This window comes from Serratia sp. ASV30, assembly GCF_016428815.1.
GTDB lineage: Bacteria > Pseudomonadota > Gammaproteobacteria > Enterobacterales > Enterobacteriaceae > Chania > Chania fonticola_C.
This window is the reverse complement of sequence record NZ_JAELTL010000085.1, coordinates 1-14,016: the sequence shown is the minus strand read 5'-3', so window position 1 is coordinate 14,016 and position 14,016 is coordinate 1. Positions and strand designations below refer to the sequence as shown.

At 53.0% G+C, this 14,016-nt stretch carries 16 protein-coding genes; 10 read left to right on the top strand and 6 right to left on the bottom strand.

The window, feature by feature from the left end:
- Both JHD74_RS24010 and JHD74_RS24005 read left to right on the top strand, forming a co-directional pair.
- The coding region (locus JHD74_RS24010; RefSeq protein WP_199063666.1) for a hypothetical protein at nt 1–254 on the top strand (254 nt) is incomplete at its 5' end.
- Nucleotides 226–633 carry a hypothetical protein gene (locus tag JHD74_RS24005; RefSeq protein ID WP_199063665.1) on the top strand — a complete coding sequence of 136 codons (408 nt, stop codon included), beginning with the start codon at nt 226–228 and terminating at the stop codon, nt 631–633. The genes JHD74_RS24010 and JHD74_RS24005, both read left to right, overlap by 29 nt.
- A 262-nt stretch (nt 634–895) precedes the next feature.
- Here the strand turns inward: JHD74_RS24005 and JHD74_RS24000 are convergent, their stop codons facing one another.
- The gene (locus tag JHD74_RS24000; RefSeq protein ID WP_074029822.1) at nt 896–1,975 is read right to left on the bottom strand and encodes a linear amide C-N hydrolase; all 1,080 of its coding nucleotides are present in this window, start codon (nt 1,973–1,975) and stop codon (nt 896–898) included.
- 108 nt (nt 1,976–2,083) lie between these two features.
- On the opposite strand from JHD74_RS24000, the gene JHD74_RS23995 reads away from it, so the two are divergent.
- Nucleotides 2,084–2,971: a LysR family transcriptional regulator gene (locus tag JHD74_RS23995; RefSeq protein ID WP_074029823.1), complete on the top strand. Its 888-nt coding sequence runs from the start codon at nt 2,084–2,086 to the stop codon at nt 2,969–2,971.
- Nucleotides 2,972–3,014: 43 nt separating this feature from the next.
- On the opposite strand, the gene fdnI is transcribed toward JHD74_RS23995, so the two are convergent.
- From fdnI to fdnG, 3 genes are read right to left on the bottom strand one after another with little or no spacing between them, the layout of a single operon-like run.
- On the bottom strand, nt 3,015–3,656 hold the full coding sequence (gene fdnI, locus JHD74_RS23990) for a formate dehydrogenase-N subunit gamma (RefSeq protein WP_024527855.1): 642 nt from the start codon (nt 3,654–3,656) through the stop codon (nt 3,015–3,017).
- On the bottom strand, nt 3,643–4,536 hold the full coding sequence (gene fdxH, locus JHD74_RS23985) for a formate dehydrogenase subunit beta (protein ID WP_024527856.1): 894 nt from the start codon (nt 4,534–4,536) through the stop codon (nt 3,643–3,645). The genes fdnI and fdxH overlap by 14 nt, the downstream gene beginning before the upstream one ends.
- A gap of 12 nt (nt 4,537–4,548) precedes the next feature.
- Nucleotides 4,549–7,596, bottom strand: a complete 3,048-nt coding sequence (gene fdnG / locus JHD74_RS23980; protein WP_199063664.1) for a formate dehydrogenase-N subunit alpha — start codon at nt 7,594–7,596, stop codon at nt 4,549–4,551.
- A gap of 468 nt (nt 7,597–8,064) precedes the next feature.
- Between fdnG and JHD74_RS23975 the strand changes: the two genes are divergently transcribed.
- Entirely contained in the window at nt 8,065–8,454 is a 390-nt protein-coding gene (locus JHD74_RS23975; protein WP_065683814.1) for a hypothetical protein, read from the top strand.
- Nucleotides 8,455–8,496: 42 nt separating this feature from the next.
- Here JHD74_RS23975 and JHD74_RS23970 read toward each other — a convergent pair whose 3' ends face one another.
- Nucleotides 8,497–8,880: a hypothetical protein gene (locus tag JHD74_RS23970; protein ID WP_024527860.1), complete on the bottom strand. Its 384-nt coding sequence runs from the start codon at nt 8,878–8,880 to the stop codon at nt 8,497–8,499.
- A gap of 219 nt (nt 8,881–9,099) precedes the next feature.
- Between JHD74_RS23970 and JHD74_RS23965 the strand changes: the two genes are divergently transcribed.
- The 6 genes from JHD74_RS23965 (at nt 9,100) to JHD74_RS23940 (ending at nt 13,890) form a co-directional block, all read left to right on the top strand.
- Nucleotides 9,100–9,522, top strand: coding sequence for a PPC domain-containing DNA-binding protein (locus JHD74_RS23965; protein WP_029710950.1), 423 nt, complete (start codon nt 9,100–9,102; stop codon nt 9,520–9,522).
- A 27-nt stretch (nt 9,523–9,549) separates the two neighbouring features.
- Nucleotides 9,550–10,128: an ECF transporter S component gene (locus tag JHD74_RS23960; RefSeq protein WP_021807285.1), complete on the top strand. Its 579-nt coding sequence runs from the start codon at nt 9,550–9,552 to the stop codon at nt 10,126–10,128.
- Nucleotides 10,128–10,838 carry an energy-coupling factor transporter transmembrane component T gene (locus tag JHD74_RS23955; protein WP_199063663.1) on the top strand — a complete coding sequence of 237 codons (711 nt, stop codon included), beginning with the start codon at nt 10,128–10,130 and terminating at the stop codon, nt 10,836–10,838. Before JHD74_RS23960 ends, JHD74_RS23955 begins: the two co-directional genes overlap by 1 nt.
- Entirely contained in the window at nt 10,823–11,500 is a 678-nt protein-coding gene (locus tag JHD74_RS23950; RefSeq protein ID WP_370592702.1) for an energy-coupling factor ABC transporter ATP-binding protein, read from the top strand. Before JHD74_RS23955 ends, JHD74_RS23950 begins: the two co-directional genes overlap by 16 nt.
- Entirely contained in the window at nt 11,494–12,171 is a 678-nt protein-coding gene (locus JHD74_RS23945) for an energy-coupling factor ABC transporter ATP-binding protein (RefSeq protein ID WP_074029826.1), read from the top strand. The genes JHD74_RS23950 and JHD74_RS23945 overlap by 7 nt, the downstream gene beginning before the upstream one ends.
- Before the next feature lie 1,215 nt (nt 12,172–13,386).
- Nucleotides 13,387–13,890 (top strand): Hcp family type VI secretion system effector, encoded by a 504-nt coding sequence (locus JHD74_RS23940; protein WP_199063662.1) that lies wholly within the window; start codon nt 13,387–13,389, stop codon nt 13,888–13,890.
- Here JHD74_RS23940 and JHD74_RS23935 read toward each other — a convergent pair.
- The coding region (locus tag JHD74_RS23935) for a hypothetical protein (protein ID WP_199063661.1) at nt 13,836–14,016 on the bottom strand (181 nt) is incomplete at its 5' end. The two genes, JHD74_RS23940 and JHD74_RS23935, sit on opposite strands and share 55 nt — an antisense overlap.

Below are 14,016 nucleotides of genomic sequence, written 5' to 3'. Positions count from 1 at the left end.
CCCCCCCCCCCCCCCCCCCCCCCCCCCCCCCCCCCCCCCCCCCCCCCCCCCCCCCCCCCCCCCCCCCCCCCCCCCCCCCCCCCCCCCCCCCCCCCCTTACTAATCCTACGCCGACCACCGAGATCTACACCCAGTTGGCATCGTCGGCAGCGTCAGATGTGTATAAGAGACAGATTTATATATGCATCAGCCATCGCTATTACATTCATAATGCTAGGGAAGTGGTTGTTAACAGGCATTGGTTACTGGCGTGATACACACTTTTCATGTGATACCAAGCTCATTGTCAAGAAAGAAGATAATGCAATTTCGCTGGTAATGACATATTTTTTAAACGGGGATAATGGTTTTGTGGTAATCAAAGGCCAGCTAGAGAAAGAGAAACGTCAATACAATGTGAGCCGCAAAACCTATTTTATTATGCATAAAACGGGGCATTTATTGCATGTAAAATCAACATTAACTGTCAAAACACCAGCCGATAACGCCTTAATGCCTGATTTAAAGGATATTTTGCCTGTCTTTTATTTAGAAAAAGACATGAAAATGGAGATAACTGTTGATCGACAGGGATGGAATGGTTACCTGTTTTCCACAGGATATGTTCCTTCATTTTATTGCAAAAGAACATAAATATCGTGAGGCTAAAAATCGAGAGTTGCAATAAGCACTAAGACAAAAATAAATTGCAAAATTTGCGACATAAACAATCCGAACGACATACAGGTTAGGAAGGCGCTATTTAGCCACAGCCTGTGGTGCCTTTCATTACCCTGCATGAAGAATAGAACAAAATACTTTGGGCGAGAGTTATGCGTTCAGATTATTGCTGGCCATCGGCGGCCAGCAGCGTTTGATCGTGAAATTACCCCTATTAAAATAGGGGACTTGAGCGCTATTTCGCCTGGGCTAACACGTTACCTTCCCAACCCTGTTGGGCATAGTCGTTAAGATGTGCGATCTTACGCACCGGTTGCCCTTGGCTGAAGTTGATGTCATGCAGCGGAACCCAGATCTGCGAGGCCGCAAAGGCCGACTTGAAGTGATATTCCGCATGGCTCAGATCTGAAATCGCCGTCCAGTAAGTCCCGATGCCTTTGTTTTGGTCCGGGCGCTTGCTGTATTTGGCATACATGTCGGTGACCTTTTGTTCGCTTGGCTCTGCCGGTGAGCCGATCGGGTAAGCCACATTATTAAGCACCGATAAGATGAAGCCCTGTGCCTGATTTTTATTGTCCGGCTGCGGCAGGTTTTTCAAATCATAGCTGGCACGAACCAGGCGTTCATCCGCTTCCAGGCCGCCAGGGATCTCGCTGCGCTTGGCATTCTGGTACTTGGCCAGGTTTTTGAGTTGTTGGTCGTAAGAAGGGGGATTGGTCATCACCCGATAATTTTTGTCGTGATAGATGTTCACTTTGCCGTTATCGATCTCGATGATGGCCGAGTCACCGCTAACGTCTTCGATCGCGATGTGTTTGGTATCCGAAGCGTAATCGATAGGCATATGGGCGGCGGCCAGGCGCACATCGCTACGGATGGCTTTAACCGCTTCCTCAACGGTGGCGTAATTATCCAGGATATAGCTCAACCAGGCGCGGCTTTCGATCACCGGCTTGTCCTGATTGTCCTGCTGCACCTGGCTGCCGTTCATATAAAACAGCGTATGGCCCGCTAGCCCCTTTTCATTCATACCGTCCATTGGGAACACGCCATCGGCGTAAACCACGACGCTGCCGTAATGGGTTTGCCACTGGGCGGCGTTCTTCGCATCCCCACCGTTATGCGCAATCCCGCGTGGCGTGATCACCAGTGAGGGATCTACCGGCCCGAAGAAATCCAGATTACGGGCGCTAACCATATAGCCCGGATACATATTCATAAAGGCGCGGGTGCAGGCTTGTGCCCCGGTTGCCAGGCTGACGCTGAGTGCAGCACCTACCAGTAGGGCTGATACGCTGTGTGTGAACTTTTTCATGGTTTTTTCCTTACCTGAATGAGGTGAACAAAATAATGGTAAGCCCGCGAACTCATATCGTAGAGTGGATGAACGGGGGGAAATCCCCCGCAATTTTGTGGAGGAGAGATGGGGAAGATAGGTTTTTCGTTGGCGCAGATTGAAGCTTTCGCCAGCGTTTGCGAGACCGGCAATCTCACCCAGGCCGCCAAGCGGTTGGGGAAGGATCGCACCACCGTCAGTGAGCTGATCGAAAATCTGGAGTTGGATCTAGGCTATTCACTGTGCGATCGCCGTACCCGCCCATTACAACTGACCGAGGCGGGACAACGCCTTTACCGGCAAGCTCGGCTGTTTTTGCAGGAGGCAGAGGCCCTTAGCCTGCTGGCCCAGCATATTCCGCAGCAGGTGCGGCAGAAACTGACGCTGTGCTATGACCCGTTTACTCCGCGCGTTTTTTTAACGGAACTGGCGATGTTTTTGGGCCAGCGCGGCATTCAGCTTGACTTGCTGATGATGGAGCGTGGCGAGGGTGAGCTGGCGTTGGCAGAGGAGGTGGCGGATATTGGCGTTTATCAGGCGATCAACCGCTCGATTGGCGAAAAATTTAAGTGGCGAGCCCTGGGGGCTATTGAGCTGGCCGCCTATGCTCGCGAGGGTTTTTTCCCCGCAGGTAGCCCGGTCACCTTGCTGTCGCTGGCATCCAGCACCCAACTTATTCCCTTTTATGACCTGCCCGAACCGATGGCGAAGCGCCTGCAAATCGCCGATCGCATTCAGGTCGTCAATGAACCAGCGTTGCTGCAAACGTTGTTAACCGCCGGGCTGGGATGGGCATTCCTGCCAACGCATCTGAACATGCAGCACTTGCCGCAGGTAGAGCGGCTCGATACGGAATTGGGGAAACAGGGGTTGATGCACCCGATGGTGGCACTGTGGAAGCCTGGGGCCAATAGTGAATTGCTGAGCCTGATCGACAGCATGCAGCAGATCTTTGATGGTTCAGTGGTAGCTTAAGGAGATAATCGCCCCCTCATTCGAAGGGGCGAATTTCAACGGGTTACCGCTCGTCTTTCTGCTCTTCAGCCTCGACCTTACGGTACCAGCGGGGGTGATGCTTCTTCGCCCAGCGGCGGCTGACTTTGCCTTCAATCATGCCTTTGATCGAGCCTTTCACCCAGAATGCCATATACATATGGATCAGAATGGCGTGGATCAGGACGATCGCCGACGCGGCGTGGATCAACAGCGCATAGCGGATCACCGGGATCGGGAAGTTGTGGGCGAAATAAGGGCGCCAAATGATAATGCCGGTGATCAACAGCACGAAAATCATGCTCATGATGCTCCAGAACATCATCTTTTGGCCGGCATTATATTTGCCGACGTCAGCAACCTTATGCTCATTGCCCTTCAACACTTCCACGATGCCTTTGACCCACGGCAAGTCCTCTTTCTCGGGGATGTTATGCTTCACAAAGCGGAAGAACATAAACATCAGCGCGATAAAGATCAGCACGCCAAAGAAAGGATGCAGGATACGGCCCATCTGCGGCGTACCAAAGGTCTCGGTCAGCCATTGTAGCGTTGGGAAGAACAGCGCAATGCCGGACAGCGACACCAGGAAGAAGCAGATGACTACCGTCCAGTGACAGGCCCGGTCGATAAACTTGGTGCGAACGATCATTTTACTTTTGCTCATGATGGTCCTCCTCGTCTTCATCATCCACTTCCTTGTTCGGGCCAATGCCGATGTAGTGGTAAATCAAACCGGCAAAGGTGGCGATAAAGCCCGCCACGGATAAAGGTTTGAGCACGCTTTTCCACAGCCCGATCGACAGATCGATATGCGGGTCTTTTGGCAGATTGTGGTACAGCTCGGGGTTATCGGCATGGTGCAGTACATACATCACGTGGGTGCCGCCAACGCCTTGCGGGTTATACACGCCCGCATGCTCAAAGCCGCGTTTCTTCAGCTTTTCGACCCGCTCTTGTGCCACGTCCAGCATTTCTGCCTTGGTGCCAAAGTGGATAGCACCTGTCGGGCAAGTCTTCACACAGGCCGGTTCCTGGCCCACGCTGACGCGGTCAACGCACAGGGTACATTTGTACGCCCGGTTGTCTTGCGGGTTCAGCCGTGGAATATTGAACGGGCAGCCGCTGATGCAGTAACCACAGCCGATGCAGTGCTCGGACTGAAAATCCACGATGCCGTTGGCATATTGGATAATCGCGCCAGCAGACGGGCAGGCCTTCAGGCAACCTGGATCTGCGCAGTGCATGCAGCCATCCTTGCGGATCAGCCATTCCAGTTTGCCGTTCTGCTCCACTTCCGAAAAACGCATCAGCGTCCAGGATTTGGCACTCAGATCGGCGGGGTTGTCATAAACCCCGACGCAGTGGCCCACTTCATCGCGAATGTCGTTCCATTCGGAACAGGCCACCTGACAGGCCTTGCAACCAATGCAGGTGGAAACGTCAATCAGCTTGGCGACCTCAACCTTGTAATCACGCGCTTGCGGAGGCGGTGTCAGGGTGTTGGTGGCCGAACGTTTGATAATGTCTTGGGATTGCATGGACATAAATTCGGCTCCTTACACCTTTTCCACGTTAACCAGAAACGCCTTGTATTCCGGCGTTTGCGAGTTGGCATCGCCGACAAACGGCGTCAGGGTGTTGGCCAGATAGCCTTTGCGGGCTGCCCCTTCAAAGCCCCAATGCAGTGGAATACCGATGGTGTCGACATCCTGCCCGTTAACCTTCAGGGTTTGCAGACGGCGGGTCACCACGGCTTTCGCCTTGATAAAGCCGCGTTTGCTGCTGACCTTGACGGTATCGCCTTGCTCAATCCCTTTCTCTTTTGCCAGACGTTCACTGATTTCCACGAACTGTTCCGGCTGCATGATCGCGTTAAGGCGCGCGTGCTTGGTCCAGGTGTGGAAATGCTCGGTCAGACGATAGGTGGTACCGACGTAAGGGAACTCGGATTTGTCACCCATGCGCTTGGCGTCGGACGGATAGAGACGGGCCGCCGGGTTGGAGATCACGTTTGGATGCAGTGGGTTGGTGCCCAACGGCGTTTCAAACGGCTCGTAGTGTTCCGGGAACGGCCCTTCGGCCATTTTGTCGAGCGCAAACAGCCTGCCAAGCCCTTCCGGTTGCATGATGAACGGCCCAACGCCGCTGCCCGGGGCGGCGGTGTTGTAGTCTGGAATATCATTCCCGACCCACTTGCTGCCGTTCCATTCAATCAGCATGCGCTGCGGATCCCAAGGTTTACCCATTGGATCGGCGGAGGCGCGGTTGTAGATAATGCGGCGGTTCAGCGGCCATGCCCAGGCCCAGCCCAGCGTGTTGCCCAAACCGGACGGATCGCTGTTATCACGGTTGGCCATCTGGTTGCCCTTGCTGGTCCAACTGCCGGTATAGATCCAGCAGGCTGAAGCCGTGCTACCGTCATCGCGCAGCATCGCGAAGGAATCCAGCAACTGGCCTTTTTTCGCCAGCAGATTACCGTTGGCGTCATACAGATCTTCCAGCGCGTAGCCGTTGCTGTCTTTGGCCACTTCCTCGGATTCTGGGTGATCTGGCCGTTCATAGTGCCAACCCATCTTCAGTAACGGTTCGACACCTTTACCGCCCTCGCTGCCATACATCTGGCGCAGGCGATGGTACAGACCGGCCAGGATCTCGCCGTCGGTAATCGCTTCACCTGGGGCATCGCCGCCTTTCCAGTGCCATTGCAGCCAGCGGCCGGAGTTGGCAATCGAGCCGTCTTCTTCGGCAAAGCAGGTGGAGGGCAGCCGGAACACTTCGGTTTGGATCGACGCGGTATCGACATCGTTCATCTCGCCGTGGTTTTGCCAGAAATTGGAGGTTTCCGTGACCAGCGGGTCAATGATCACCAGATACTTCAGCTTGGCCAGTGAGGCGACCACCTGATTTTTATCCGGGAAGGAGGCGACCGGGTTAAAGCCCTGGCAGATATAGCCGTTGACCTTATTCTGATCCATCATCTGGAAGTACTTCATGACGTCGTAGGACTGATCCCACTTCGGTAACCAATCAAAGCCCCAGTTATTCTCTTTCTGAGCAGCGTCGCCATAGAAGCTTTTCATCAGACTGACGAAGAATTTGGGGTAATTGCTCCAATAGTTAACCTGGCCAGGTAGGGTGGCCTTTGGCGTATTGGCGGCCATATAGGTAGCCAGATCGGTCTGTTTATCCGAAGGTAGCGTCAGGTAACCCGGCAGGCTGGTGGACAGCAGGCCAATGTCGGTCAATCCCTGAATGTTGGAGTGACCGCGCAGGGCGTTGATGCCACCACCCGCCATGCCCATGTTGCCGAGCAACAACTGGATCATCGCCATGGTACGGATGTTCTGCGCGCCGACCGTGTGCTGAGTCCAGCCCAGGGCGTACAGGAAGGTGGTGGTTCGGTCTGCTGCGCTGGTGGAAGCCAGGACTTCACACACTTTCAGGAAATCTTCCTTCGGGGTGCCGCAGATGTTTTCCACCACTTCTGGCGTGTAGCGGCTGACGTGTGCTTTCAGCAGGTTCCAGACGCAACGCGGATGCTGGAGCGTATCATCACGCAAGGCATAGCCATCTTCACCAAACTGGTAGTTCCAGGTGGTTTTGTCGTACTGACGTTTTTTTTCGTCATAACCGCTGAACAACCCGTCTTCAAACGTAAAGTCATCCCGGACCAACAGGTTGGCGTTGGTGTAATGCTTGACGTATTCAGCGTTGATCTTGTTGTTGGAAATCAGGTACAGCAACACGCCCGACAGGAAGGTAATGTCGGTGCCGGAGCGGATCGGCGCGTAGATATCGGCGACCGAAGCGGTACGGGTAAAGCGGGGATCGACGACGATTAACGTGGCGTCGTTGTTGTTTTTGGCTTCCATCGCCCAGCGGAATCCCACCGGATGCGCTTCAGCGGCGTTGCCGCCCATCACCATCACAACGTTGGCGTTTTTGATATCAACCCAGTGGTTGGTCATCGCACCGCGACCAAATGTTGGAGCAAGACTTGCTACCGTTGGTCCGTGTCAGACACGCGCTTGGTTATCAACTGCCAGCATGCCCAGCGATCGGACAAACTTTTGTGTCAGCATGCCGGTTTCGTTACTGGCCGCAGAGGCGCATAACATCCCGGTGGAGAGCCAACGGTTTACCGTCACGCCAGCGGCGTTGGTGGCTTCGAAGTTGGCATCCCGGTCATTTTTCATCAGCCTGGCAATGCGGTCAAAGGCCTCATTCCAGCTGATACGCTGCCATTTATCTGAACCCGGCGCGCGATACTCAGGGTAACGCAGGCGGCTATCGCTGTGGATATAGTCCAGCAGGCCGGCGCCTTTCGGGCACAATGCCCCGCGGTTTACCGGGTGGTCCGCGTCGCCTTCGATATGGAAAATCGTCGATTTGGCATTTTTTGCCCCATCGCCAAGGCTATACATCAATAAACCGCAGCCTACGGAACAGTAGGTACAGGTGTTGCGGGTTTCTTTGGCGCGCAATAGTTTGTAGTTGCGCGTTTCCGCTAACGCAGCCTTTGGCGCGAAGCCTAATGCTGCCACCGTGGTCCCAGCCATCCCGCCAGCGCAGATTTTAAAAAACTGTCTGCGATTGACGTCCATTGCTTTCCCTAATGCTTATCAGTGGTTTTTTAGTCATGGCAAACTAACAGTAATAACCCAAGCGTTATTGAGGGAAATCAACATAAGGGAGAGTTAGCGGGAAAATACTCCTTAATAAGTAGCCAGCGGTGCGGGGAGTACTCCTTAATTTATCGCCATCAGCTGAAATTCGGTAAGTGGTTAATTTAAATTATTAATTTCAAGTGAAAACTATCTGTGAATATTGTAGATAAACCTGTTTCACTGATTGCCGGGAGAATTATCGACGGCATTTACTTATCCATTTCCGAATGGGTATGGTTTTTAAGTGGTTATTTTCTTGCAAGAAATAGAGTTAATTTGGAATTTGTTTCGCAAAGTTAATACGCGATCCGATCGAATCGTTGAATAGTTCGTTTTGCAAGCAACAATAGGTGGGGAACTAGCCGCGAGAATGACGGATAGATTTTTTAAGGACGGAAACCCATGATGCAGACCTACCTGACGTTGCGTGCGTTGGCGAGGGGGATTAACCCAGAAACGGGGGAGTTTTTGAATCACACCTCGCTGGTTCATTCCCCAGAGACGATCCGGATGCTGTTTGCCCTGGCGGATGAGTTTTACGCCGAGCGAGAACGGGTGAAAAAGGCAAAGTTATCGCCCGAGGAGCGGCGGCAGAAAAATATTGCCGAGGGTAGGCCCGCTAACTTCAATTTCCCCTGGTCGGAAGACGACAGGAAGCTATTGGAGGAAGGCTATAGCGGTGGCAAAACGATAGAGGCGTTAAGCGTGGAGCTTGGGCGTTCACTGCGCGGCATTGCGGTTCAACTTGAAAAGATGGAGCTGATCACCGAAGAGCAGGCCGCCGCTTATAACTGATCGGGTTAAGCCTCCCTTCTGGAGGCCACTTGTCCGCTAGCTTCAATCTACCGGCGAGGTGGGTAGGCGAACGATGTCCTGATTGTCGTTACCCATCCAATAGACGCCTTCTTTTGCCCAGAAGGGGCCTTCGACAAAGTCGAGCAGGTCGGAATACTCTTCGTAGAGCTGCTTGCCGTTTTTGTCATAAACCCGCATGTAGCCCGAGTAATGCCCGCCATCGCCTGGCATGGTGAAGCGCGGAATAAACTCGAAGGTTTTATAATTGCGCACCACATACTGCTGGTTAGGGCTCCACTCTTCGTATCGCAGTGTCCCTTGTTTCCACCACAGGTAGCTGCCAACAATGGCCGCCACCAGGATCGCCAGCGCTGCCCAGCGCTTACGCTCGCGTACCAGAGTTTCCTGGCTTTTTATTTTTGGCATCAGTGTCAGACCCATTCCAATTTAGCTTTTGACCAGCATACCAGCACCGCCGCTTTTACTGACCTATGTCACATACATCGGCCGTATCAATCTCTATCATGCTGCATAACGTCCGAGGTTCGGAGTTATTTGGAGTCACACCCCTCATGCAGCATCCTACCTTCCCGACGCCATTTCCCTGTTTTCCGTATCACCAAACCCACTGGGGTAAAGGATCTTATCGTGGAGACATCAACGCCGTCTACGGCACAGTTTTATGCCTTGCGTCTGTTACCGCAACAAGACCTGCTGGCTGCACTTCGTGATTTTATCCGGCAGCAGGGTTTGCGTGCCGCCTGGATCAGCGGTTGCGTCGGTAGCTTGAGCGACGTGGCGTTGCGCTATGCCGCCTGCGAAGACCCCACATTATTGAGCGGAAAATTTGAAGTGGTCTCACTGATTGGCACGTTGGAGGCCGGAGGCGAACATCTGCACCTGGCGGTGGCCGATGAGCATGGCCATATGACCGGCGGCCATGTGATGGCAGGTTGCACCGTGCGCACCACGCTCGAATTGGTGATTGGGGAATTGAACGATGTCGTATTTAACCGACAACCTTGCGCGCTTTCGGGCTATGACGAATTAAACGTCGAGCAACGCTAATTTTCCTACTAGTTGAGTGAGGTTGTTATGGCACGTAATGGGTTATCGAGTCAGACGTTGGTGTTGATGGTGATTTCAATAGCCATCAACATGATCGGCGGGCAGTTGGTATCGATGTTGAAGCTGCCTATTTTTCTCGATTCTATCGGTACCTTGCTGAGTGCAATCCTCGCCGGGCCGATTATCGGCATGTTGACCGGTTTATTGACCAACCTGATCTGGGGCCTGCTCACTGGCCCGATAGCGGCGGCATTCGCTCCGGTGGCGATGGTGATTGGTTTGGTGGCTGGCCTATTGGCGAGCATCGGCTGGTTCAGGACATTACCGAAAGTGATCTTAAGCGGAGTGGTGATCACCTTGGCCGTAACGATAGTTGCCGTGCCGATCCGTACCTATCTCTTCGCTGGGGTCACTGGCAGTGGTGCAGACTTCTTTGTCGCCTATGTGCATTCGATGGGCAGCAACCTGATCGAATCCGTCGCAATGACCGTGCTGGGGATTAACCTGATAGATAAAGTGCTGGTTGCCATCATCGTCTGGCTATTGGTGCGTAATATGTCGCAGCGAACCCTGCGTAATTTCCCTGCAATGGCCGCCGTGCGTTAATGCACCCGTTTACCTCGCTGGCTCTTTGGCTGGTGCTGGGTACCAGCAGCTTGCTGATGCCGTTTGGTTATCCGTTGCTAGCCTATAGCCTGGTGAGCTTTCTGTTGCTGATCCTGATGAAAAGTACAAGGCATCGTTGGCGCTATGTGGCGTGGATCATGTTACCCATGGCGGGTGGATTATGGTTGGTGCATAGCGGTTGGCTGGCGTGGTGGCTACGGGGTGAGGCGCGTGATGATAGCGAAATGCTCAACGCTGCCGCGCTTTGGCTACGCTTGTTGGCGTTGCTAAGTTTTGGGCAAATCTGGCTGCAATACGTGCCGCCGCAGCGTGTTATTCGCGCTCTGTTTGCCAGCCGTTTGCCGCTCGGGCTGGCCTACCTGCTGGCAGGGCCGTTGCTGGTTGCCGAACAGCTGCGCGTGCAACTGGCCGCGATTTACCAGGCACAGCTGGCGCGAGGCGTACCGCTAGACGGTTATTGGTATCAACGGTTGCGCTACATTCCGGCATTGGTTATCCCGTTAACCCACAGTGCGTTGAATGATTTAACCGCGCGCAGCACGGCGCTGGATATGCGCGCTTTTCGGCTACATCCCAGACGCACAACGCTGTGGGCACCGAACGATAGCCCGCTGCAACGTAGCGTGCGCTATGGCTTGCTGTTGGTAGCGGCATTGGAAATAGGAGCCTGGCTGTGGTTGTGGCACTGAATGCGCTGAGCTTTATTCCTCAAGGTAGTATCTGGCAGTTGGAAAACATCGATCTACATTGCGAGGTTCCAGGCTTATATGGCATTAGCGGTGGGAATGGCAGCGGAAAAACCACGCTTGCCCAACTGCTGGCAGGCTGTTTCCCCGATTTTTTACCCGGCACATTACAGGGGCTAGGACAGGTCCTCGGTGATGAAATAGGTTCGCGCCCGCTGGTTGAAATGGCGCAGCAGGTGCAGCTCATTCAACAGGCACCCCAGTTGCAACTCTCCGGCTGTACCTTCACGGTCGAAGAGGAGATCGCCTTCGGGCCGGAGAATCTGTGCCTAGATGAAGCCGAGATCATGGCGCGTATCGAACAGGCGCTGACGTTCACCGATTGCCACGCTTTACGCCATCGTCACCCGGCCACGCTCTCTGGCGGCGAAGCGCAGCGAGTGGTGCTGGCCTGTGCATTAGCGATGCGCCCTCGGTTGTTATTACTGGATGAAGCCTTTAGCCGTCTAACCCCCGATGCTACCACCAAGCTGTTACAACAGTTGGCCACCTACGCTAACCAGCAGCAGTGCGTGATTTTGCTGTTTGAACGGTCGTTCACCAAGGTTGCCGCTTATTGCCTGCAAACCTGGGCGCTGGAGCAAGGCAGGCTTTCATTATGCTAACGATTGAATCGCTGGAATATCAGTGGCCAAGCGTGAGCGAACCCATCATTAACGGTTTGGATCTCACCATTGAGACAGGGGAATGGGTGGCCCTGATCGGGGATAACGGCGCCGGGAAATCCACGTTATTACGCCTGATGGCCGGGTTGCTAAAACCGACCGGCGGCAAGGTTCTCTTACAGGGGCGAAATATTGCCACCCTTAAAGCGGCACAGCGTGCGCCGTTGCTGGGAGTATTATTTCAGGAAGCGGAACGGCAGATATTTCGCAACCGGGTACGCGATGAGATCGCCTTTGGCTTACGCCATCAGGGCATGCGTGGCGAGATTCTGGAGCAGCGAGTTGCCCAAACGCTGGCGCTTTGTGAGCTAACGGATGTAGCGGATGCCCATCCATTGGATTTACATGCCGGGCAGCGGCGTATGGTAGCCGTTGCTAGTCTCGCTGCCGTTGCGCCGCCTCTGCTGCTGTTGGACGAACCCAGCCGTGACTTTGATAACTATTGGTTGGGGGTATTTACCCGCTGGTTAGCGGTTTGCCGTTCGCAAGGCACCACCGTGCTGGCCATCAGCCATGATTATGCTTTTGTTAAAACGTACTTTCCGCGTGTGATCCGTTTGGCCGATGGGGTTATTGCGGAGGATGGTGATGCGGCGCGGGTATTGGGCTAGCCTTCAACTCCATCATCGTTTTATCCCATTCTTGACGCATATCGAGTGATGATTTTCCCTGGTTTTTTCTTACCGTATCAACGGCTGCCTGCGCATATTTGGACATAGGAACACCTCGATTGGTGATATTAAAAAGCCCGCGGTTATGCGGGCTCTCTGTTCAATGATGACGCTGAATTTATTCATTGAGTATCGGCATCTAAGCCTTGCTTTTAAAGGATTTGTGATAATGCACTTTTCAAGTGTGTACACCCTTGTGTACACGGTAAAACGGAGTGCTATGCCATTCTACCTATTTTTTAACCTTAGCCGTTCCCGCTGCTGAAATGTTGCCCACAGGACATTTTTGTCCCCTGGTACATACGGGATTATCCCGCATCATGGAACGGTTGCTTTGCCTCACCAGGCTCCACCAGCAACTAAAGCGAACCAGGCCAATTTAATTTAAGACGAGCATAATCTTTTATGAGGTTATCAAAACCTCCCAGAGCCAGGCTGTAAGCGGGTTAGCTGCCGGTGATGTTGCTCTGTTTGGTGCTTATTCCGTCCATAGCAGTCCAGAATTTTGCTTTACACATCCGCCTTATGTGTAGCACATAAAAGCAGGCCGAAGGCACGACACGTAAAGGCTTAATCTCTGCTGGTAATGCTGATATAGGCCACCAAACAGCAATCCAAATAAAGCCAAACCAGGTCAAATTAAATTTTGACGCGATCAGCCACTTTAGAAGCCCGGAAATCCGTCCAATGCCTGGCAGTGATTGGGTTAGCCGCTATCGATGCTGCCGTGCATAATGTCTATTCCGTCTATACCAGTCTAATATTTTTGTGGCCCGAACAAAATTGCCATACTACCGCCCCGCAGGGTGAACGTTGGCGATCATGATGTGCCTGGTACTTGCCTGGTGCCGTGGGAAGATGTGAGCAGATTTGCGCGCATCGAGGATGAGGCGGGTAGGTATGGTGATTTCCTCCATACCTTCAAGGGCGGCCAGCACAAAGGCCTGATGCGAATGAAACTACAATTGAAACGTTCAACTCGCTAGAAGAAGCGCAAAAACATATGAACAGATAGCCAGTTAAATAGAAATTTTATATGTATTCACTTAAATAATATCATCATTGCAAATAGTTATTTTCATATTTATGTTTTGGCCTGGTACCGTGATAGGATGACATTGGAGTTTTCAACGCATTAATTACAAGGAGTTTACCGTGAGCTTTAATATATTTTTAAGTTTATCCGGTCAGCAGCAAGGTTTAATCTCTGCCGGTTGTAACACAATGGATTCAATCGGTAATAGATGTCAAAAAAATCATCCAGACGAAATTCAAGTGCTATCGTTAAATCATGGCGTTACACGAGAACAACATTGCAACCACTTGCCTGTTGATGTCGTAAAGCCTATAGATAAATCATCACCATTAATCGCTCTTGCAGTATCCAATAATGAAAAACTCACCGCTATTTTTCAAGTATATTGGCTCAACCAATCAGGTGTATTGGAAGTGTTCTACGAAGTAAAATTAACTAATGCGACCATTATAAGCTTAAATTCAACTTACCCGCATGTGGTTAATAGCTCTGGGGTAATGCCATATGAATCACTTTCATTAAAATACGAGTCGATTACATGGGCGCATAAAATAGCGGGGACTTCTGGCTATAGCTGTCTCTTATACACATCTGACGCTGCCGACGATGCCAACTGGGTGTAGATCTCGGTGGGGGCCGGGGGGGTAGAGGGGGGGGGGGGGGGGGGGGGGGGGGGGGGGGGGGGGGGGGGGGGGGGGGGGGGGGGGGGGGGGGGGGGGGGGGGGGGGGGGGGGGGGGGGGGGGGGGGG